We start from the raw sequence: 19932 nt of genomic DNA on the forward strand, positions 1-19932 counted from the left end.
ACCTGAGCGCTGACTTAATTGACGTTCAGGCAAGCGCTCATTATCTTAGTGCTCATTCAACGAGCGCTGACCATATGAGTGGTGATCTTCATGCCTTACGTCGCGACCCGCAGCACCCAGGTCCACTACGAAGTCGACGGCCAGGGACCCGGCCTCGTCCTGGTCCACGGCACCGGCGGCGACGCCGAGAAGGTCTTCGGCAACGTGGTGGGGGACTTCAGCCGGGACCGTACGGTCGTGCGCCCCAACTTCAGCGGCAGCGGAGAGACCGCCGACGACGGCTCGGACCTGACCGTCGAGCTGATCGCCGACCAGGTCGTCGCGGCGACGCGGGACGCGGTCCCGGGCCCGGTCGACCTGCTCGGCTTCTCCCTGGGGGCGGTCGCCGCAGCGGCGGCGGCCGCGACCGAGCCCGGGCTCGTGCGGCGCCTCGTGCTGGTCGGCGGCTGGGCGCACTCGACCGGGCCGCGGGACGGCTTCTACTTCGAGACCTGGCGCCAACTCCTCGACACCGACCGCGAGTTGTTCAAGAGGTTCTCCGCGCTCACCGGCTTCAGCGCCGCCGCCCTCGACCGGTTCGGCCACGAAGGGCTCGCCCAGTCGCTGGCGGACGCGTGGCCGCCGCCCGGCATCGGCCGCCAGATCGACCTCGGCGCGCGCGTGGACATCCGCGACCTCCTGCCCCGCATCACGGCGCCCACCCTGGTCGTGGGCCTCGGCGGCGACAACATGATCCCCATGGAAGGTTCACGGCAACTGGCCGCCGCGATCCCCGGCGCCCGCCTCGTGGAGCTCGGCGGCGAAGGCCACATGGACTGGTTCGCCGACCCCACCGGGCTCGTCGAGCTGACCCGCGACTTCCTCGACGCGGACTGACGTACCGGGGGCTCGGGGGCGGTGCGACCGGCCGAAGGGGCCGCGAAGCGGCCCGCGACCGGCGCCGTATCGTGGGCGCCGAAGGGCGTTCAGGTGTTCGGGGGTTGCGTGCGGGGCGAGGATCATGCCGCTTGGGGGCGGGGCTTCCCGGTGAAGTACCTCCTGGTCCACGAGAGCGAGGGGGCCGCGGAGGGCCAGGGGGACCGGCAAGAGCTCTGGGGGCGGTGCGCGGGTGCCGAGGGCATGTTCGTGGACGAGGTGCCGCCGCCGCGCGAGGTCCTGACGCTGCGGGGATGCGCGCCCGAGGGGCCGTTGCGCGACGCGCTGGCGCCGGGCGGGAAGCCGACCGCCTCGCTGGGCGACGTGTGCGTCGAGGTGTGGGACGAGGAGCGGCCGTGGCAGTGGTGGTCGCTGCTCGACTGCGTCGTCCTCACCTCTCGACCGAACCGTGACGATCCGGCCCTGGTGGACGTCGTGGTCGGAGCGGGCGTGGACGAGGAGCACGCCTGGTCGGACACCCTCCCTGCGGCACCGCGCTTCAAGTTGTTCGCGGGGCCCGCGAGGACGCTCGGGCCGGCCGGTCACTGCCTGGCCGTGGACGGGCTGTTCGTGGAGCGGGACGACCCCGCGCCCACGCCGATGACGCTCGTCGGCTGCGAGCCCGCCGAACCCTTGCTCGCCGTCCTGCGCCGCCCGCGCGGGCGGGAGCGGGACTGGGTGGGGCTGTGGGCCCTGGACCGCACCGGCCGGGTGATGCACCGCCACCACGTGTACCTGGGCGTGGAGTCCGCCCGGCCGTCGGTGCTCGGCGGCACCCTCCTCGACATCGAGCTGACCGACGGCGGCGACGACCGGCCTCCCCGGTCGGCCCGCCCGATCTGGGAGACCTGGTACGAGGGCGCCCCGGCCACCCGCAACCAATGGGCACCGCTCGATGCAGAGGGCCGATCCGCGTGGCTCGACCTGACCGCCACCGGCATGAGCGGACAGGGCCCGGACCGCAGGGGCGGCGTCCACCACCTCGACGGCAGGCACGCGACGGACGTCCCCGGCCTGCACTGCGCCCTGGCCGAGGCCCTTGCGGGGCCCGGCGGCTACTACGGCCGGGAGTGGAACGCCTTCAAGGACTGCCTGCACGGCGGCTTCGGCGTGGCCGCGCCCTTCACCCTGACCTGGTACGACGCCGACGTCGCCCGCCACGCTCTCGCGGACGACATCTGGGACACCGAGCAGGGGCTCACGTACTTCGAGGAGATCGTCCGACTCCTCGAATCCCATGGGGTCACGGTCGTGCTCCGGTGACGTGGGCGTCACGCCCAACGGCCCGGACGTGCAGACGCCCGACCGCTTCCGGCGTGCAGGCGCCCAACTGACCGGACGTACAGGGGAAGTTGCCTGCGTCCCACCCCGCGCGAGGCCGTCGGAGCCGGTCCGTCCGCTTGAAGACGCCCACGTCAGCGAGGTCTCCGGCTGTTCTGGAGGGGCCGCCCGACGTTGGCGATGCCTCCGCGCAGGGAGATCATGGAGCCGCAGGCACCGGTCAGGAGGGGGCGGTGCATGACGGGGGGACATCGCATGCGCAGAAGGCTCGGCGCCGGTCGGGAACCGGTTCAGCCGGTCGCACGACAAGGGGCTCCGGACGAGTCGGGCCCGGCGGCCTGCCGAAGAACGGGAGAGCACCGATGACCGACGCGGACCGGGCAGGCGCCGTCGACCGGGTGCCCGTCGGCCTCAGCGGCCGGGACCACGAACAGCAGGTCCTCGACGGGCTCTTGGCGGGAGCCCGGGCGAGCAGGGGCGGCGCCGTGGTGCTCATCGGCGAGGCGGGGTCGGGCAAGACGGCGCTGCTCGACCGGTGCGCCGCGGCGGCGGACGGAGCCCGGCTGCTGCGGTGCACGGGTGTCCAGTCGGAGGCGGCGCTGCCGTACGCCGGTCTGCACCTGCTCCTGCGGGGCGCCGTGGACCGGGCCGGGAGCCTGCCGGAGCGTCAGTTGCGGGCACTGCGCGGGGCGGTCGCCCTGGACGACGTGCCCGCGGGGGACCGCTTCCTGGTCGGGGCCGCGACGCTCGGCCTGCTCGACGAGCTGTCCGGGGAACGTCCGGTCGTCGTCCTGGTCGACGACGCGCAGTGGCTGGACCTGGAGACCGTGGACGCGCTGCTTTTCGCGGCCCGTCGGCTCGGCCGGGGGCGGGTGGCCATGGTGTTCGCCGCGCACGAGGACGCGGTGGTGTTCGACGCCGCGCCGGGCCTGCCGGTGCTGCACCTCGGGCCGCTGACCGACGCGGAGGGCGCGGCGCTCCTCGTCGACCGGGCGCCCGACCTGCGCGCCGACGTGAGCAGCCGGATCCTCGGGCTCGCGCAGGGCAATCCGCTCGCCCTGGTGGAGCTGGCGGGGGCGCTGACGGGGGCCCAGCGGGACGGGAGCGAGCCGCTGGACGCGCGGGAGATCGCCGTGCTTCCGGCCTCGTGGCGGGTGCGGCGGATCTTCGACGAGCGGATCCGGGCGCTGCCCGCGCCGACCCGTCTGCTCCTGACGGTCGCCGCCGCGGACGACACCGGTGACGTGGCGCTCGTGCTGGCGGCGGGAGAGCGGGTGGGCGCGGCCGCCGGGGACCTCGGCCCGGCGGAGGCGGCGGACCTGGTGCGGGTGTCCGGGCGCCGCATCGCCTTCCGGCATCCGCTGGCGCGGGCCGCCGCCTACCAGGGAGCGGTCCTCGTCGAGCGCGCGGCCGCGCACCGGGCGCTCGCCGAAGCGGCGCCCGCCGCCGGGGACATGGGCCGCCGGGCCTGGCACCTGGCGGCGGCGACCGTCGGCTACGACGAGGAGGTCGCCGCCGAACTGGAGCGCAGCGCCGAGCAGTTCCGCGCACGGGGCGGCCGGGCGGCGGTCGCCGCCGCCTACCGGCGGGCCGCACGGCTCACCGAGGACCAGGAGGCCCGGTCGCTGCGCCTCGCCGCCGCGTCGGCCGCCGCGGCCGAGGCCGGACAGGTGGAGCTCGCGGGGGCGCTCGCCGACGAGGTGGGGCAGGTGAGCAGCCCGCCGACCCGCGCAAGGCTCGCCAGCGTCCGGGCGGCGCTCGAACACGGGCAGGGCCGCGCGGAGTCGGCGCGGCTGCTGCTCGTCGACGCGGCGTCCGAGGTGACGGCGCGCAGTCCGGCAACGGGGGCGTGGCTGCTGTTCGAGTCGGCCGTCATGGCCTGGGACGCCCCGGACCCGGCCGCGGCGGCCAGGGACACCCGGGCGCGCACGGCCGGTCTGGACTTCGGCGGGGACCCCGTGCACCGGGGCGCGGCCGGGGTGCTCGACACGCTGGTGGGTGATGCGGCGGGCGGGGCGGCGGCGGTACGGGAGTTCGCCGCGTACGTCGTCGCGACCCGGAAGGAGCGCAGCCTGGCCGAACAGGTGCGGCTGCACGGCTGGGACATGCTGCTCGGCGAGTACCGCACCGTGCACGACGAGGCCGTCGCCCTGGAGCGGGAGTGCCGTGCGGAGGGCGCCGTCGGGGTGCTGCCGCGGGTGCTGCTGCGCCTGGCGCGGCTGCGGCTGTTCCTGGGGCGGCACCGCGACGCGTACACGACGGCGGTCGAGGGTCTGGAGATCGCCTGCGACACCGGTCAGCGCCATCTCGCCACGATGCTCAGCGGTGTCCTGGTGGTGCTTGCCGCGCTCCAAGGGGAGGAGCCCGGTGGTCCGGAGGGGCTGGCAGGTGCCGACGGACCGGAGGGCGGGGACCGGCCGGGCGGCGGGCGGGGGCCCGGGGGGCGGGACCCGTACCTCGGTGTCGCCCCGATCCCGATCTGGCTGGCGAGGGCGCACGGCCTGCTCGACCTCGGGCTCGGCCGCTACGACCGGGCGCTGCAACGTTTCGCCGGCCTCACCGGCGGCCCGCAGCGGCACCTCATGGTCTCCGTGCACAGCCTGCCCGACCAGGTGGAGGCCGCCGTCCGCACCGACCGGACCGCCGAAGCCCGGCGCGCCGCCGACCGGTTCACGCACTGGGCCGGGGCCACCGGGACCGCGTGGGCGGGCGCGGTGGAGCTGCGCTGCCGCGCCCTGCTCGCCGCCGACGGCGCGGGGGCCGAGGAGTTCTACGAGCGGGCGCTCGCCGCCCACGAGGGGGACGGCCGCCCGTTCGAGGAGGCACGCACCCGGCTCCTGTACGGGGAGTGGTTGCGCCGGGCGAAGCGCAGGGCCGCCGCCAGGGAGGAACTGGCCACGGCGCTCGCGTCGTTCGAGCGGATGCCGGCGGCCGCCTGGGCGGACCGGGCCCGCACGGAGCTGCGCGCCGCCGGAGCCGGCCCCGCCGCGCCGGCGACGGGCACGGACCTCGTCGGCCGGCTGACCGCACAGGAGCTGCGGGTGGTCCGGCTCGCGGCGACGGGCCTGAGCAACCGGGACATCGGCGCGCGCCTGTTCCTGAGCCCGCGCACGGTCGGCTACCACCTGTCCAACGCCTACCCGAAGCTCGGTGTGGCCTCGCGGGCCGCACTGGGAGCGCTCGACCTGGGCTGAGGCCCACCCCCTGCCCCGCCCCGTACGAACGCCGGTACGACACCCAGGTCATTCGACGGATCCGCAGGTCCGGACGCGGTTCCTACTGTCTTCCCGTTCGAGCCGCCTTGCCGTTCGAGCACGTCCACTAGGGAGATTTGATGAAGGTTCTGGTCCTCGGTGCCACCGGATACATCGGTTCCGCGGTGGTGGCGCGACTCACGCGGGAGGGGCACGACGTGGTGCCCCTGGTCAAGAACGGGGCCGGGCCGCAGCCGGGCACGCCGGTGCGGGTCGGCGATCTGGCCGACCCGTCGTCGCTGCGCGCGGCGGTGACGGACGACGTGGACGCGGTGGTGAACCTGGCCACGCCGACCGGCGACGAGGCGGTGGACACCGCCGCCCTGGAGGCGCTGGTCGCGCCGCTGCGCGGCACGGGCCGCGCGTACGTCTACACCAGCGGCGTGTGGGTGCTCGGCGCCACCGGGGACACCCCGCTGGCCGAGGACGCCGCCACCGACCCGATCGCGATCGTCGGCTACCGGCCGCGGATCGAGCAGCGGGTGCTCGCCACCGCCGCGGACGACGTGCGGGCCGTGGTGATACGCCCGGGCATCGCGTACGGCCGGGGCGGCGGCATCCCCGCCCTGATGACCGGCTGGGCCCGGGAGCACGGCGCGGGCCGCTACGTCGGTCCGGTCACGACCCGCTGGCCGATGGTCCACGTCGACGACCTCGCCGAGCTGTACGCCCTCGCGCTGACCAAGGCGCACGCGGGTGCCCTGCTGCACGGCGTGGCCTGGGAGTCCGTCCCCGCGGTCGCGCTCGCGGCGGCCGCCGACATCGCCGCGGGCGGCACCGGCCGGGCCGAGCCGTGGCCGCAGGCCGAGGCCGCCGAGGCGCTGGGGGAGCCGTTCGCCGAGGCGCTCGCGCTCGACCAGGTGGTGTCGGGGCGGCGCGCCGTCGAGGAACTGGGCTGGCGCCCGAGCCGCCCGTACGTCCTGACCGAACTCGCCGGAGGCAGCCGTGACTGACACCACCACCCCCGCACCCCCCATCTGCCGCACCTGCGGCACCCAGTACGCCGCCGCGCGCCCGGACTGCCCGGTCTGCCTGGACGAACGGCAGTACGTGGGCCGGGGCGGCCAGCAGTGGACGAATCTGGCCGGGTTGCGCGAGGAGGGCCACAGCGGCCTCTTCGAGGAGCAGGGGCCCGACGTCCTCGGCATCGGCGTCACCCCGCAGTTCGCCATCGGCCAGCGCGCCCTGCTCCTGCGCACCGCCGCCGGGAACGTGCTGTGGGACTGCGTGCCGTACCTGGACGACGCGATGGTGCGGGCCGTCGAGGAGGTCGGCGGCATCGACCACATCGCGATCAGCCACCCCCACTTCTACTCCTCGATGGTGGAGTGGGCCCACGCCTTCGACGCCCCGGTCCACCTGCACGAGGCCGACCGGCAGTGGGTGGGCCGCCCGGACCCGGCGGTGCGGTTCTGGAGCGGCCGCACGCTCCAGCTCACCGACGAGGTGACCCTGATCAACCCGGGCGTGCACTTCCCGGGCAGCGCGGTCCTGCACTGGAGCGCGGGCGACGGGGCCCTCTTCACGGGCGACGTGGTCAACGTCTGCCCGGACAACCGCTGGGTGACCCTCATGTACAGCTACGCCAACCACATCCCGGAGCGCCCGCACGCGGTCCGCGCGGCAGCCGACCTCCTCGCCGGCTACCGCTTCGAGCGCATCTACGGCGCCTGGTGGCACCGGGTCGTCACGTCCCAGGGCAACGAGGTCCTCGCCCGGTCCGTCGAACGCTACCTTCGCTTCGAAGCCGGGACTTCCCGGTGACGGGAAGCTGACCAGGCCCTGCGACTCCCGCCTGGGTTCGTGAACGGCACGCACTACGCGGACTGGTTCGTCGAGGCGACACCGGATGTGCCGCGTGCACCGGCAGGCCTGGCTCTTCACCACAAGGAGCCGCGTCAATCCTCGACCGGGTCGGAGGCCCGGGGAAGGCGCAGCTGGAAGCATGCTCCGAGGGTCCGGGGGGTGAGGGTGAGGGTGCCTCGGTGACGGTGGGCCAGGTCGCGTGCGATGGCGAGGCCCAGGCCGGTGCCGCCGTGGTCGCGGGAGCGGGAGTCGTCGAGCCGGACGAAGCGTTCGAAGATGCGCTCGGCGTCCTCGGCGGGCACGCCCGGTCCGTCGTCGTGCACCGTGAGGACGACCCAGTCGTCCTGGTTCCGGACGGTGATCTGGATGCGGTGTGCGGCGTGGCGGGCGGCGTTGTCGATGAGGTTGCGCAGCAGCCGTTCGTATGCGGCGGGGTTTCCGTGCGCGTGTGCGGGGGCGGTGCTGTCGCAGGTGAGCGTCAACGGCCGTGCGGTGAGGGAGTATTGCTCGGTCAGCCGAGCGGTGAGGGCTGTCAGGTCGACGGTTTCGGGGTCGGCTGTGGGGGCGCGGGTGTCGAGGCGGGCCAGGAGCAGCAGGTCTTCGGCGAGGGCCTGGAGGCGGCGGGTCTGTCGTGCGGCGGTGGCGGCCGCGGCGGGCCAGTCGGTGCGTTCCGGGTAGGCGAGCGCGATCTCCAGGCTGGCCAGCAGTGTGGTGAGGGGGCTGCGCAGTTCGTGCGCGGCGTCCGCGACGAAACGGCGTTGCTGGGCGGCGGCGTTGTCGAGGCGTTGGAGGGTGGTGTTGATGGTGGTGGCCAGGGCGGTGATCTCGTGTCCCGTGGCGGGGACGGTGACGCGTTCGCGGGGGTTGCTCGCGGTGACCGAGGCGGTGAGGACGCGGATGGTCTCGACCGGCCGCAGCCCGATGCGGACGGCGAAGTAGGTGACGGCGGCGATCAGTACGAGGCTGACGAGACCGGCCCGCAGCAGCAGGCGGTCGGTGGTCTTGGTGATCGCCTCGGCTGTGTGCGGGAGCACCACCACATAGACCCGCAGCTTGGCGTCGGCGGCGACGCGCAGAGCGGAGAGTTTGTCGCTGCTCAGTTCATCGGCGCTGATATCGGCAGAGATGGCCTGGTACGTCCCGCCGGCCATACTGTTCGCGATCCCAGGGTTGTAGCCGCGGTTCGCAGGCAGGCGGACGACATTGGGCGACCCTTGCCCGGTCGGGGCGGGCAGCACATGGCGGGTGCCGGGATCGAAGTCCTCCATGCCTCCGCCGTAGGCGACAGCGGTGCGTCGGCCGGTCGCGACGACCTCGTACGGCACGATGCTTCTGCGTACGGGGACCACACCCGCGTTCAGCTGGTCGACGACGGTGTTGAGCTGCTGCACGGCCTGCAACTGCGCGATCTGCGTGCCCTGGCGTTGGACGTCGCGGTGTACCCACCAAGCGATTCCGACCAGGATGACGGCGGCGGTCGACGCGGCGGCCAGGGCCGCGCGGGCCCGTACCGAACGCGGCCACCAGCGGCGTCGCGGCTCAGTCGCGTTCACGGTCGTCCACAAGGCGGTAGCCGGTACCCCGTACGGTCTGCAAGGACTGCCGGTGGAACGCGGCGTCCACCTTCTTGCGCAGTGCGCTGACGCGCGCCTCCACCAGGTTGGGGTCCCATGCTTCGTCGGGCCACGCGTGATAGAGCAGATCCGCTTTGGAGACCGCCTGGCCCGCCCGGCGCGCCAGCAGCTCAAGCACGGCGAACTCGCGGGGTGTGAGGTCCACCCGGGCCCCGGCCCGGCGGCAGACCCGGCCGGCGACGTCCAGCGAGAGGTCGCCCACCGCGAGGACGGGCGGGGCGACCGTGGCGGCTCGTCTGACCAGGGCCCGCAGCCGTGCGACGAGCACCAGGTAGGAGAAGGGTTTGGCCAGGTAGTCATCGGCCCCCGTGTCCAGGGCCTCTGCCTGGTCCCAGTCCCCGTCCTTGGCGGTGAGTACGAGGATGGGGGTCGCGTTGCCCTCCTGGCGCAGCTGGGCGCAGACCTTGTAGCCGTTGAGTCCGGGCAGCATCAAGTCCAGTACGACAAGGGCGTATTCGCCGGTCCGGGCCATCCACAGTCCCTGTCGGCCGTCATGGGCGAGGTCGACGCTGTAGCCCTCGGCGGTCAGACCGGTGTGCAGGGTATGGGCAAGGTCCACCTCGTCTTCGACCACCAGGATGCGCATGGGGTGCAGCGTCGCACAGCGCGGGGCCGCTTTCCTGATCGGCCGGTCAGGTTGGATCAGCAACCGGTCAACGAGGTCCCGGCACGCTGGCGCGGTGTCTTCTCCGCTGCTGAAAGGCCCTGTCGCCGATGTCCCTTGATGAACGTGTCCCCACCGTGGCCAGGACGGTTTCCCTTCCCGTACCCGCCCGTCGACCATCAGCGAGCCCGGCAAAAGCCGTTGTCGTCGTCGCGCCCCTGGTGCTGACCATCGCTCTGGGCCTCTGGGGTATCCGCAGGCGGAACACCATGTGGGGGGACGAGTCCGTCACGTATCAGCTCGCGCACCGCGACCTTTCGCAGATCTGGCACACCGCCCAGCACGCCGATCTGGTCCATGCCCTCTACTACGCCGTGATGCATGAGATCTTCGGTCTCTTCGGCGGCGGGCTGCTGACGTTGCGGCTGCCGTCGGTGCTGGCCATGTCCGTGGCGGCGAGCGGAGTCGGGCTGCTGGGGCTGCGCCTGGCGGGGCCCCGTGCCGGGCTGCTGGCCGGACTTGTGTTCGCGCTTCTTCCCCAGGTGCAGAAGTACGCGCAGGAAGGCCGCTCGTACGCCATGGTCTGTGCCCTGGTCGCCTGGGCCACCTATGCGCTCGTGGTCAGCGTCCAGCGTCGCGCCCGGTGGCGGTGGGTGGTCTATGGCTCCACCATGCTGCTGGCCTGTCTGTTCCATGAGTTCGCGGTCCTCGCCCTGGTCGCACACGGCGTCACCCTGGTCGTCTCCCGTGTTCCAGGAGCGGTGCTGAGGGCGTGGAGTGCGGCTGCCGCGGGCGTCGTGGCCGGGCTGTTGCCGCTGGCGATCCACAGTGCGGGGCAGTCGGGGCAGGTGTCCTGGATCGGTGAACCGGTGCGGCTTCGTGGTGTCCTGGTCGTGGTGGTCCTGGGCGTGGCATGTGCCCGAGCGTCCCTGGGGGCGAGGGGGCCCGTGCGGCTTGCCGCGCTGGCTGTGCCGATTCTTGTGCTTCCGACCTTCCTGCTGTTGATCGCCTCACTGGTCAAGCCCATCTTCGTCGATCGGTACGTGCTCTTCAGCAGCATCGGGGGTGCGTTGCTGCTGGGTGCCTGGATGGACTCGTTCCACCGGCGGCAGCGGTCTTCCCGCATCGCGTGGATCGCGGCGGTTGCCGTACTGGCCGCGCTCGTCCCGCCGAGCCTTTCGCTGAGGACGCCCCAGAGCCGGAGCAACGACGCCACCGCCATCGGCGCCACCGTACGCAAGGAAGGCCGTCCCGGCGACGGGCTGCTCTATCTCGCCGGTCAGCACCGGATCTTGACCGCGGCCAACCCCGAGGACACCCGTTTCCTGACAGATCTCGCCCTGGCACAGGACCCCGTTTCGACGGACACACTTGCAGGTGTCGAGCTTCCCGCCCAGGAAATAGCGGCACGCATGCTGGAGTTCGACCGGATCGTCGTGGTCCGCGCGGCGGGTGCGCACGCGTGGGCCAACCCGCAGGAGGAAGCGAAAAGGAGCACCCTGCGGCGCCACTTCCGCGCGCACGGAACAACCCGGGTCAACGGGGCGCGCGTCACCGTCTATGTCCGAGACCACGCCCCCGTCTCGAAGGGCAGCCCCGGATCCGACCGCGAGGGAGCGAGCGGTGGGGTGATGAGGTGACCGCGGTCGGTCATGGACGGAAGAGATCGCCGACGGTCACGTTGTTCCGCGGGGAAGGGATGCGAGCCCACCACAGGGGCGCCCCTGCCTCCGGCGGACTGATTTCTCAGAGCCATCCGCGACGCTTGAAGATGAAGTACAGACCTGTGCATACGCAGCCCATCAGGGCGATGGCGAAGGGATAGCCGATCGCCCAGCGTAGTTCCGGCATCGTCTCGAAGTTCATGCCGTAGATCGTTCCCACCAGCGTGGGGGCGAAGAGGATGGCCGCCCACGACGAGATCTTCTTGATCTCCTCGTTCTGTTCGAAGCCCGCCTCCGCCAGCGCCCGCATCTCCGCGTTCTGTTGCTGTGTGACCAGCGTGGTGTTGACAGTGAGGATGTCGGTGAGGGCCTGGCGGAAGCCGTCGACGCGTTCGCTGGTGTGGGTGACGTGGTCGGCCACGTCGCGGAGGTAGCGCTGGAGTTCCTCGTCCGTGCCGTACTTCGCGAAGCCCGCCATGAGGGCGTGCAGCATGCTCACCAGGGGGCGGGTCGCACGCTGGAACTCGACCACTTCGCGGGAGAGTTCGTAGATGCGGCGGGAGACCGTCGGGTCGCCGCCGAAGACCTCCGTCTCGATCTCGTCGATGTCGTTCTGGACGCCGGACACGACGGGGGCGTAGCCGTCGACGACCGCGTCCAGGATGGCGTAGAGGACCGCCTCCGGGCCGAGGCGAAGGAGTTCCGGGGTCTTCTCCATGCGGCGGCGTACGGCCGACAGGTCGGGGGCCGCGCCGTGCCGGACCGTGATGACGAAGTCCGCGCCGACGAACACGTGCAGCTCGCCGAAGTCGACCTCCTCGGGGGCGTCCAGGTAGCGGGCCGCGCGCAGGACCACGAACAGCGTCTCGCCGTACCGCTCCAGCTTGGGGCGCTGGTGGGCCTCCATCGCGTCCTCGACCGCCAGCTCGTGCAGGTCGAACTCGGCCGCCAGGGAGAGGAGTTCCTGCTCCGTGGGGCGGGCCAGGCCGATCCACGCCATGCCGTCGGGCTGTGCGCGCAGCTCGCGGAAGGTGTCGGCGAGGGAGCCGGGGGAGGAGACGCGGACGCCGTCGCGGTACAGCGCCGCCTCCACGACGCTCGGGTCGGCAGGGGCCGCCGGCGCGGGGGCCCGTTCCGGGTGGTGGTTCGTGGTGTCGGCGGGCGGCGGTGTGCCCTGCGCGGACTGGGAGGACGCCCGCCGCCACGCGTGCTTGCGTGGCTGCTGCGGGCGGTGTGGTCGTCGCTCCGGAGTCACCGGCGGCCCTTCCCGTGGTCGTCCGACTTCGGCCCGGCACGCGTGGAATCTGTTCCGGACATGCCCGGAGCAGGATATATGCGGCAGATGGCGCGGGTGCGACGGATGTCGGCGGGGCGGCGGCCCACCTCTTGCGGACCGTGTCTGTCCGCGGGCCCCGCTAGCGTGCGGACCATGACGAAGACCCCGGCCGCCGCCCCCGTCCTCACCCGCCAGGCCCTCAACCGCGCCACCCTCGCCCGGCAGCTCCTCCTGGAGCGGGCCCCGATGGGCGCCGGCGCGGCCCTGGCCCACCTCGTCGGACTGCAGGCGCAGAACGTGAAGCCGCCGTACTACGCGCTCGCCGCCCGTCTCGCGGAGTTCGACCCGATGGAGCTCTCCGGGCTGATGGCGGAGCGCGCCGCGGTCCGTGCCGTCACCATGCGGTCCACCGTGCACACCCTCACCGCCGACGACCTCCTCACCCTGCGGCCGCTCACCCAGGCCGCCATCGACCGTGAGCTGCGGATGTTCCGGGGCGGTCTGGACGGCGTGGACCTGGACCGGCTGGCCGCCCTCGCGCGGGCGTACGTCGAGGAGGAGCCCCGCACCCTCGCCCGGATCCGCGCCGAGCTGCTGCGCCACTGGCCGGACGCCGACCCGCAGTCCCTCGGCATCGCCGCCCGCGCCCGCCTTCCCCTCGTCCAGGTCACCCCGCGCGGCCTGTGGCGCCGCAGCGGGCAGGTCGCCCTCACCACCGCCGAGCACTGGCTCGGCCGCCCCCTCGCCGAGGCGCCCGCGCCCGACGACACCGTCCTGCGCTACCTCGCCGCCTTCGGGCCCGCCTCCGTCAAGGACATGCAGACCTGGGCCGGGCTCACCCGGCTCCGCGACGCCTTCGAGCGGCTGCGCCCCGGCCTCCGCACGTTCCGCGACGAGCACGGCGTCGAGCTGTTCGACCTGCCCGACGCGCCACGACCCGACCCCGAGACCCCGGCCCCGCCCCGTTTCCTGCCCGAGTACGACAACCTCCTGCTGTCCCACGCCGACCGCACCCGCGTCGTGGCGCTCGCGCACAAGGACCGCACCTGGACGGGCAATCAGGCCCACTGCACCTTCCTGGTGGACGGGTACCTCGCCGGGCTGTGGCGTCTGGAGGAGGCCAAGGACGGTGCCGTGACGGTCACCGTCGAGCCGTTCGGGAAGCTCACCCAGGCGCAGCGCGGGGAGGTCGCGGCGGAGGGGGAGCTGACGGCACGGCTCCTCGCGGCGGACGCGCCTTCGTACGACATCGGGTTCGGGGTCGTCGCCCCGAAGTGAGCGGGAGGGGCGGGAGGGGCGGGAGGGGCGGGAGGGGAGCAGCTGGCTCAGTCCGCTCTGCCCGTCAGGGCCACCGTCACCCCGAGGCCGATCATCGTGCAGCCGCCCGCCCCACCGATCATCGCCAGCCTGCGGTCCGACCGGGCGAACCAGGTGCGCGCCGCCGACGCCGTCAGGCCCCACAGGGTGTCCGTGACCAGGCCGATGCCGATCGGGACCAGGCCGAGCAGCAGCATCTGCGCGGGCACGTGGCCCGCCGCGTGGTCGACGAACTGGGGCAGCACCGCCGCCGCGAACACGATGCCCTTCGGGTTGGTCAGGCCCACGAGGACGCCGTCGAGGACGGTGCGCACGTCCCCGCGCGCGGGCCGCCCGCCCGCACCCGCCGCGCCGATCGCCGCCGCCTTCATCTGCTTGCGGTGCCGGAACGCCTGGACGCCGAGGAACACGAGGTACGCCGCGCCCGCGAGCTTCACCGCCAGGAACACCGCGGCCGAGCGCTCCAGGACCGAGCCGAGGCCGAAGGAGACCGCCACGATCATGAGGTACGAGCCCGCGACGTTGCCGAGGACCGTCGCCACGGCGGTGCGGCGGCCGTGCGCCAGGGCGCGGCCCACCACGAACAGGACGCTCGGCCCCGGGATCACGATCACCAGCGCCGACATCGCGGTGAACGCCAGGAACCTGTCGGTGGACACCATGCGGGCCTCATCCCCCTGCTGTGCGCCTTCCGGCACGCGGGTGCCCTGTGGTCGTCCACGCCGGGCGGCCCGCGGCGGACCGTGCCGGTCCTGCACGGTCGTGTACGCGTCATTGAACCCCGCGTCGCCCGGGTTCGGGGGCGGAATCGGCACAGAGGACGCCGATCGGCCAAGGCTCGCGGGGTCCCCTCGGGCCGCCACGACAGCACCTTGCCCTGCGGTGGCACCCGCCCCGGCCGCTACGGCAGCACCCCCGCCCGCCGCGCCGCCACCACCGCCTCCCACCGCGTGTGCGCGCCGAGCTTGCGCATCGCCGACCGCAGATAGCCCTTCACCGTCTCCGGGCGCAGGCCCAGACGTTCGGCGGCCGCCGCGTTGGTGACGCCTCCGGCCACGCAGGCCAGCACGTCCACTTCGCGCGGGGCGAGCCGCACGCCGGGGCCGGGGTCCGGCGCGGGGGAGCCGGCGGCCGCGTCCGTCAGCGTCCCGCACACCGCGAGCAGTTCCGCCCGCAGCGCGGGATCACCGATGCGCGCGGCCAGTGCGCGCAGCGCCCCGTGCGCCTCCCGCACCCGCTCCCACGCCGCGTCCCCGGCGCCGTACCCCCGCGCGGGCATCTCCGCGGCCGCCTCCCGGGCCGCCGCCAGCATCGCGGCCGCCTCGTCCCGTACGACGAGGGCCTGTTCGAGGTCCCGGGCCGCCGCCACGGCCGCCGCGAGCGCCCGGTCGCCGAGGGGCTGCGCGGTGCGCAGGGCGCCGTACAGCAGGCCGCGGACCCGGCGGCGTACCACCAGCGGCACGGCGAGCACCGCCCGCAGGCCCTCCAGGGCGACGGCGGTGTCGTACTCGTGGCTGATCTGCCGGGACGCGCCGTAGTCCGAGACGGCGCAGGGGCGGGCCAGGGCGACCGCCTTGCCGCCGAGGCCGGTGCCCACATGGATCGCGAGGCCGTTCAGGGAGTGTGTGGCGGTGCCGCTGAGTTCGGCGATCCGTACCCGCGCGGTGCCGTCCGCGCCGGTCACGAGGCCGCCGAAGGCCACAGGAAGGCCCGTCCCGCGACGCAGTCGCAGCAGCGCGGCCCGTACGTCCGCCGCCTCGCCGCCGTCCGCAGCACCCACGCGCCCGCTCCCTCGGCTTCCGGCCCCCGTGCCCCTGATGACTCCTGATGTGCATCGCGATGTCCGCCGCCCCCGCGGGACACCACCCCCGTTCGGGGGTAGTGAGACCTGCATCACGAATTACACGATGGTACGGACGAGCGGCAGTAAGTGGAATGCGAGCGGAATGCGAGGGGTGCGGATGACGGCGACCGGAGCGGGTGGCGGCACGGAGGAGTTCCGTGCGGCGCGGGACTTCCTGCTGCGTCACCGGGAGGACTACCGGGCCGCGTACGAGGGCTTCGTCTGGCCCCGGCCCGCGCACTTCAACTGGGCGATCGACTGGTTCGACGTCATCGCCGACGGCAACGACCGCACGGCGCTGCACATCGTCGAGGAGGACGGTGACGAGACGCGGCTTTCGTTCGCGGAGCTCGCGCGGCGCTCCGCGCGGGCCGCCAACTGGCTGCGCGGGCTCGGCGTCCGCGCCGGGGACCGCATCGTCGTGATGCTGGGCAACCAGGCCGAGCTGTGGGAGGTCGCGCTCGCCGCGATGAAGCTGCGGGCCGTGGTGATCCCGGCGACGCCGCTGCTCGGCGCCGCCGACCTCGGCGACCGCATCGAGCGCGGCCGGGCCCGGCACGTGGTGGTGCGGGCCGAGGACGTCGCGAAGTTCGCGGACGTGCCGGGGGAGTACACCCGGATCGTGGTCGGGGCCCGGGAAGCGCAGGGCAGCCAGGCCGCCGACGGCTGGATCCCCTACGACGGCGTCGACACCGCCTCCGCCGACTTCACCCCCGACGGCGTCACCCGCGCCGACGACCCCCTGATGCTGTACTTCACCTCCGGCACGACGGCCCGGCCCAAGCTCGTCGAGCACACCCATGTGTCCTACCCCGTGGGCCACTTGGCGACGATGTACTGGATCGGACTCAAGCCCGGCGACGTGCATCTGAACATCTCCTCGCCCGGCTGGGCCAAGCACGCCTGGTCGAACCTGTTCGCGCCGTGGAACGCGGAGGCGACCGTCTTCATCCACCACTACACGCGCTTCGACGCGGGCCGCCTCATGCGGGAGATGGACCGGGCGGGGGTCACCAGCTTCTGCGCGCCGCCCACCGTGTGGCGGATGCTCATCCAGGCCGACCTCACCCAGCTGCGGACGCCGCCGCGCGAGGTCGTCGCGGCGGGGGAGCCGCTGAACCCCGAGGTCATCGAGCAGGTGCGGCGCGACTGGGGGGTCACCATCCGGGACGGCTTCGGGCAGACCGAGACCGCCGTGCAGGTCGCCAACACGCCCGGCCAGGAGCTGCGCCCCGGCTCGATGGGGCGCCCCACGCCCGGCTTCGCCGTCGAACTGCTCGACCCGGTCACCGGGGCGCCGGGCGCCGACGAGGGCGAGATCGCGCTCGACCTGTCGGCGCGTCCGGTCGGCCTGATGACGGGCTACCACGGCGACCCGGAGCGCACCGCCGAGGCCATGGCGGACGGCTACTACCGCACCGGCGACATCGGCGCGCGCGGCGCCGACGGCTATCTGACCTACGTCGGCAGGTCCGACGACGTCTTCAAGGCGTCCGACTACAAGATCTCGCCGTTCGAGCTGGAGAGCGCGCTCCTGGAGCACGAGGCGGTGGCCGAGGCGGCGGTCGTGCCCGCCCCGGACCCGGTGCGCCTGGCCGTGCCGAAGGCGTACGTGGTGCTCGCCGAGGGGTATCAACCGGGGCCGGACACAGCCAAGTTGCTGTTCGAGCACTCCCGGTCGGTGCTCGCCCCGTACAAGCGGGTGCGGCGCCTTGAGTTCGGCGCGCTGCCCAAGACCGTGTCGGGCAAGATCCGCCGCATCGAGCTGCGGGAGGCGACGGCCAAGGGGTCCGGCGCCGAGTACCGCGAGGAGGACTTCCGGTGAGCACGACGACGGGTGACGCGGGCGGCGCCACGGGGCTTTCGTACGCGCACGGCACCAGCAAGACCCCCCTCCTCGGCGACACCATCGGGCAGAACCTCGCCCGCGCCGTCGCCGCCTGGCCGGACCGGGACGCGCTCGTCGACGTCGCGGCAGGTGCCCGCTGGACGTACGCCGAATTCGGCGCCGCCGTCGAGGAGTTGGCGCTCGGCCTGATCGGCTCCGGCGTCGGCAAGGGCGACCGGGTCGGCATCTGGGCGGTCAGCTGCGCCGAGTGGGTGCTCGTGCAGTACGCCACCGCGCGCGTAGGCGCGATCATGGTGACCATCAACCCGGCGTACCGCGCGCACGAACTCGCCTACGTGCTCAAGCAGTCGGGCGTCTCACTGCTCGTCGCCAGCAAGGAGCACAAGACCAGCGACTACCGGGCGATGGTCGAGGAGGTCAGGGGCGCGTGTCCGGACCTGCGGGCCGCGCACTACATCGCCGACCCGTCGTGGGACGCGCTCCTGGTCGCGGGCCGGTCCGTCGATGCGGCCGAACTCACCGCCCGCGAGGCCGAGTTGAGCTGCGACGACCCGGTCAACATCCAGTACACCTCGGGCACCACCGGCTTCCCGAAGGGCGCCACACTCTCCCACCACAACATCCTCAACAACGGCTACTGGGTGGGGCGCACCATCGGCTACGGCGAGCAGGACCGGGTGTGCCTGCCCGTGCCCTTCTACCACTGCTTCGGCATGGTCATGGGAAACCTCGGCGCCACCTCGCACGGCGCCTGCGTCGTGATCCCGGCGCCGGCGTTCGACCCCGTGGCCACCCTGCACGCCGTCGAGCGCGAGCGCTGCACCTCGCTGTACGGCGTGCCGACGATGTTCATCGCCGAACTCAACCTCGCCGACTTCGCCACGTACGACCTGTCGTCGCTGCGCACCGGCATCATGGCCGGGTCGCCGTGCCCCGTCGAGGTCATGAAGCGGGTCGTCGCCGAGATGCACATGGCGGAGGTGTCCATCTGCTACGGCATGACCGAGACCTCGCCCGTCTCCCTCCAGACCCGCATGGACGACGACCTGGAGCGCCGCACCGGCACGGTGGGCCGCGTCCTGCCGCACATCGAGGTGAAGGTCGTCGACCCGGTGAGCGGGGTGACGCTGCCGCGCGGCGAGTCCGGCGAGCTGTGCACGCGCGGGTACAGCGTCATGCTCGGCTACTGGCAGGAGCCGGAGCGCACCGCCGAGGTCATCGACTCCGGGCGCTGGATGCACACGGGCGACCTCGCGGTGATGCGCGAGGACGGGTACGTCCAGATCGTCGGCCGCATCAAGGACATGATCATCCGTGGCGGCGAGAACGTCTACCCGCGCGAGATCGAGGAGTTCCTGTACGCCCACCCGAAGATCGCGGACGTACAGGTGGTCGGGGTGCCGGACGAGCGGTACGGAGAGGTGCCGCTGGCCTGCGTCATCCTGCGCGACCCCGAGGAGACACTGACGCTGGAGGAGCTGCGGGGCTTCTGCGCGGGCAGGCTCGCCCACTACAAGGTCCCGGCGGGGCTGCGGATCCTGGAGAGCTTCCCGATGACGGTGTCGGGGAAGGTGCGCAAGGTCGAGCTGCGGGAGCGGTTCGGCTGAGTCCGCCGGGGCGCGTGGGCGTCCGTGCCGGACACGTTCCGGTACGAGGCGTCAGGCGCCGGTCGCCGCCAGTTCGTCCGCCGCGCCGTTCAGGGGCTCCGGCGTGCCCGACAGGTCGATGCGGAACAGGGCCACGTCCAGCTCGTCCGCGCGGTCGCGGGCGGCGGGCGTGAAGTCGCACAGCGCGAAGCACACACATGTCGCCGAGTGCGCCATGGCGGTCAGCCAGGCGCACTCGACGTCCCTCAGCGACGTCTCCCGCACGGCGGGCTCGACCTGTGCGAGCACGCCGAGCGCCGCGAGCCGCGTGCCCGAGGGCGGGCGCTCCTCGTCGGGGCCCGTCTCGCGCACGTCCTCGTAGCCGAGCCAGCGCAGATACAGGGCCGCCGTGGTCACCGCGTCCCCGGCGCTGCGGACGGGCAGGGGGCGGAAGGCGGGCCGGGGTGTGGGCGCGGTCCGGGGCAGCGGGATGTGGGACGGGGTGAGGGAGGGGTGGCCCGCGTCGTCGTCGGCGCTCTTGTGGTCCTCGGTCACGGCGGCGCCCTCGTGCGCCTCGTGCGCCTCGTGCGCCTCGTGTGACTCGTGTGGCTCCACCGCCACCCGCAGCACCGTCCCGCACGCGCACCCCAGCTCCGGCCGGGGCCAGTCCGCCGTGCGCCCGCAGGCCGCGCACCGCACCGTCACCCAGGCGGTCGCGCCGGTGCGATGCGTGAGCGGGACGGCCGGGCCGTGCCGGACGGGGGGCACGACGGGCCTGCCGCAGACACAGGGGAAGGCCGGGGGAGCGTAGGCCTGTTCGTGGCGGCACACCGGACACCGCACCAGAACATCGTCCTTGGCCATGGCCCTCACCGCCGCCCGTTGGCTCCGCCGCCCGTCCGC

15 protein-coding genes are annotated in these 19932 nt (G+C 73.3%); 9 read left to right on the plus strand and 6 right to left on the minus strand.

Going from position 1 to position 19932, the window contains the following annotated elements; translation table 11 throughout:
• The first annotated feature begins 90 nt into the window (after positions 1–90).
• The 5 genes from AB6L24_RS36305 (at position 91) to AB6L24_RS36325 (ending at position 7214) form a co-directional block, all read left to right on the plus strand.
• The gene (locus AB6L24_RS36305; protein ID WP_405663576.1) at positions 91–876 is read left to right on the plus strand and encodes an alpha/beta fold hydrolase; all 786 of its coding nucleotides are present in this window, start codon (positions 91–93) and stop codon (positions 874–876) included.
• Positions 877–1026: 150 nt separating this feature from the next.
• A complete protein-coding gene (locus AB6L24_RS36310) occupies positions 1027–2178 on the plus strand; it encodes a barstar family protein (RefSeq protein ID WP_405662623.1) in 1152 nt (383 codons plus the stop codon).
• A gap of 380 nt (positions 2179–2558) precedes the next feature.
• A complete protein-coding gene (locus AB6L24_RS36315; protein WP_405662625.1) occupies positions 2559–5390 on the plus strand; it encodes an AAA family ATPase in 2832 nt (943 codons plus the stop codon).
• 140 nt (positions 5391–5530) lie between these two features.
• On the plus strand, positions 5531–6403 hold the full coding sequence (locus tag AB6L24_RS36320; RefSeq protein WP_405662627.1) for an NAD-dependent epimerase/dehydratase family protein: 873 nt from the start codon (positions 5531–5533) through the stop codon (positions 6401–6403).
• Positions 6396–7214: an MBL fold metallo-hydrolase gene (locus AB6L24_RS36325; protein WP_405662630.1), complete on the plus strand. Its 819-nt coding sequence runs from the start codon at positions 6396–6398 to the stop codon at positions 7212–7214. Before AB6L24_RS36320 ends, AB6L24_RS36325 begins: the two co-directional genes overlap by 8 nt.
• Before the next feature lie 134 nt (positions 7215–7348).
• On the opposite strand, the gene AB6L24_RS36330 is transcribed toward AB6L24_RS36325, so the two are convergent.
• Together AB6L24_RS36330 and AB6L24_RS36335 are read right to left on the minus strand one after the other, a co-directional pair.
• The gene (locus AB6L24_RS36330) at positions 7349–8809 is read right to left on the minus strand and encodes a sensor histidine kinase (RefSeq protein WP_405662632.1); all 1461 of its coding nucleotides are present in this window, start codon (positions 8807–8809) and stop codon (positions 7349–7351) included.
• Complete coding sequence (locus AB6L24_RS36335) at positions 8796–9476, minus strand: response regulator transcription factor (protein WP_405662635.1); 681 nt, start codon at positions 9474–9476, stop codon at positions 8796–8798. The genes AB6L24_RS36330 and AB6L24_RS36335 overlap by 14 nt, the downstream gene beginning before the upstream one ends.
• Positions 9477–9604: 128 nt before the next feature.
• On the opposite strand from AB6L24_RS36335, the gene AB6L24_RS36340 reads away from it, so the two are divergent.
• A complete protein-coding gene (locus tag AB6L24_RS36340; RefSeq protein ID WP_405662637.1) occupies positions 9605–11134 on the plus strand; it encodes a glycosyltransferase family 39 protein in 1530 nt (509 codons plus the stop codon).
• Positions 11135–11240: 106 nt separating this feature from the next.
• Here the strand turns inward: AB6L24_RS36340 and AB6L24_RS36345 are convergent, their stop codons facing one another.
• Entirely contained in the window at positions 11241–12413 is a 1173-nt protein-coding gene (locus AB6L24_RS36345; protein WP_405662639.1) for a magnesium and cobalt transport protein CorA, read from the minus strand.
• A 174-nt stretch (positions 12414–12587) separates the two neighbouring features.
• Between AB6L24_RS36345 and AB6L24_RS36350 the strand changes: the two genes are divergently transcribed.
• Complete coding sequence (locus AB6L24_RS36350; protein WP_405662642.1) at positions 12588–13712, plus strand: winged helix DNA-binding domain-containing protein; 1125 nt, start codon at positions 12588–12590, stop codon at positions 13710–13712.
• A 47-nt stretch (positions 13713–13759) separates the two neighbouring features.
• Here the strand turns inward: AB6L24_RS36350 and AB6L24_RS36355 are convergent, their stop codons facing one another.
• Positions 13760–14413, minus strand: a complete 654-nt coding sequence (locus AB6L24_RS36355; protein WP_405662645.1) for a LysE family translocator — start codon at positions 14411–14413, stop codon at positions 13760–13762.
• Positions 14414–14652: 239 nt separating this feature from the next.
• The gene (locus tag AB6L24_RS36360) at positions 14653–15531 is read right to left on the minus strand and encodes a LuxR C-terminal-related transcriptional regulator (RefSeq protein ID WP_405662647.1); all 879 of its coding nucleotides are present in this window, start codon (positions 15529–15531) and stop codon (positions 14653–14655) included.
• A gap of 181 nt (positions 15532–15712) precedes the next feature.
• Here AB6L24_RS36360 and AB6L24_RS36365 point away from each other — a divergent pair, with 181 nt between their 5' ends.
• Both AB6L24_RS36365 and AB6L24_RS36370 read left to right on the plus strand, forming a co-directional pair.
• Positions 15713–17419 carry an AMP-binding protein gene (locus tag AB6L24_RS36365; protein WP_405662650.1) on the plus strand — a complete coding sequence of 569 codons (1707 nt, stop codon included), beginning with the start codon at positions 15713–15715 and terminating at the stop codon, positions 17417–17419.
• Positions 17416–19050, plus strand: coding sequence for an AMP-binding protein (locus AB6L24_RS36370; RefSeq protein ID WP_405662652.1), 1635 nt, complete (start codon positions 17416–17418; stop codon positions 19048–19050). Before AB6L24_RS36365 ends, AB6L24_RS36370 begins: the two co-directional genes overlap by 4 nt.
• A gap of 51 nt (positions 19051–19101) precedes the next feature.
• Here the strand turns inward: AB6L24_RS36370 and AB6L24_RS36375 are convergent, their stop codons facing one another.
• Positions 19102–19893 carry a hypothetical protein gene (locus AB6L24_RS36375; RefSeq protein ID WP_405662654.1) on the minus strand — a complete coding sequence of 264 codons (792 nt, stop codon included), beginning with the start codon at positions 19891–19893 and terminating at the stop codon, positions 19102–19104.
• Between the last annotated feature and the right edge of the window lie 39 nt (positions 19894–19932).

It is taken from the genome of Streptomyces sp. RK9 (assembly GCF_045070545.1).
Classification (GTDB): domain Bacteria; phylum Actinomycetota; class Actinomycetes; order Streptomycetales; family Streptomycetaceae; genus Streptomyces; species Streptomyces alboflavus.

Excerpts from the sequence above, each read along its gene's own strand:
- AB6L24_RS36335 (WP_405662635.1), bottom strand. The coding sequence starts at position 9,476 with ATGCGCATCCTGGTGGTCGAAGACGAGGTGGACCTTGCCCATACCCTG.
- AB6L24_RS36320 (WP_405662627.1), top strand. The coding sequence starts at position 5,531 with ATGAAGGTTCTGGTCCTCGGTGCCACCGGATACATCGGTTCCGCGGTG.
- AB6L24_RS36350 (WP_405662642.1), top strand. The coding sequence starts at position 12,588 with ATGACGAAGACCCCGGCCGCCGCCCCCGTCCTCACCCGCCAGGCCCTC.
- AB6L24_RS36340 (WP_405662637.1), top strand. The coding sequence starts at position 9,605 with ATGTCCCTTGATGAACGTGTCCCCACCGTGGCCAGGACGGTTTCCCTT.
- AB6L24_RS36315 (WP_405662625.1), top strand. The coding sequence starts at position 2,559 with ATGACCGACGCGGACCGGGCAGGCGCCGTCGACCGGGTGCCCGTCGGC.
- AB6L24_RS36375 (WP_405662654.1), bottom strand. The coding sequence starts at position 19,893 with ATGGCCAAGGACGATGTTCTGGTGCGGTGTCCGGTGTGCCGCCACGAA.
- AB6L24_RS36365 (WP_405662650.1), top strand. The coding sequence starts at position 15,713 with ATGACGGCGACCGGAGCGGGTGGCGGCACGGAGGAGTTCCGTGCGGCG.
- AB6L24_RS36305 (WP_405663576.1), top strand. The coding sequence starts at position 91 with ATGCCTTACGTCGCGACCCGCAGCACCCAGGTCCACTACGAAGTCGAC.
- AB6L24_RS36355 (WP_405662645.1), bottom strand. The coding sequence starts at position 14,413 with ATGGTGTCCACCGACAGGTTCCTGGCGTTCACCGCGATGTCGGCGCTG.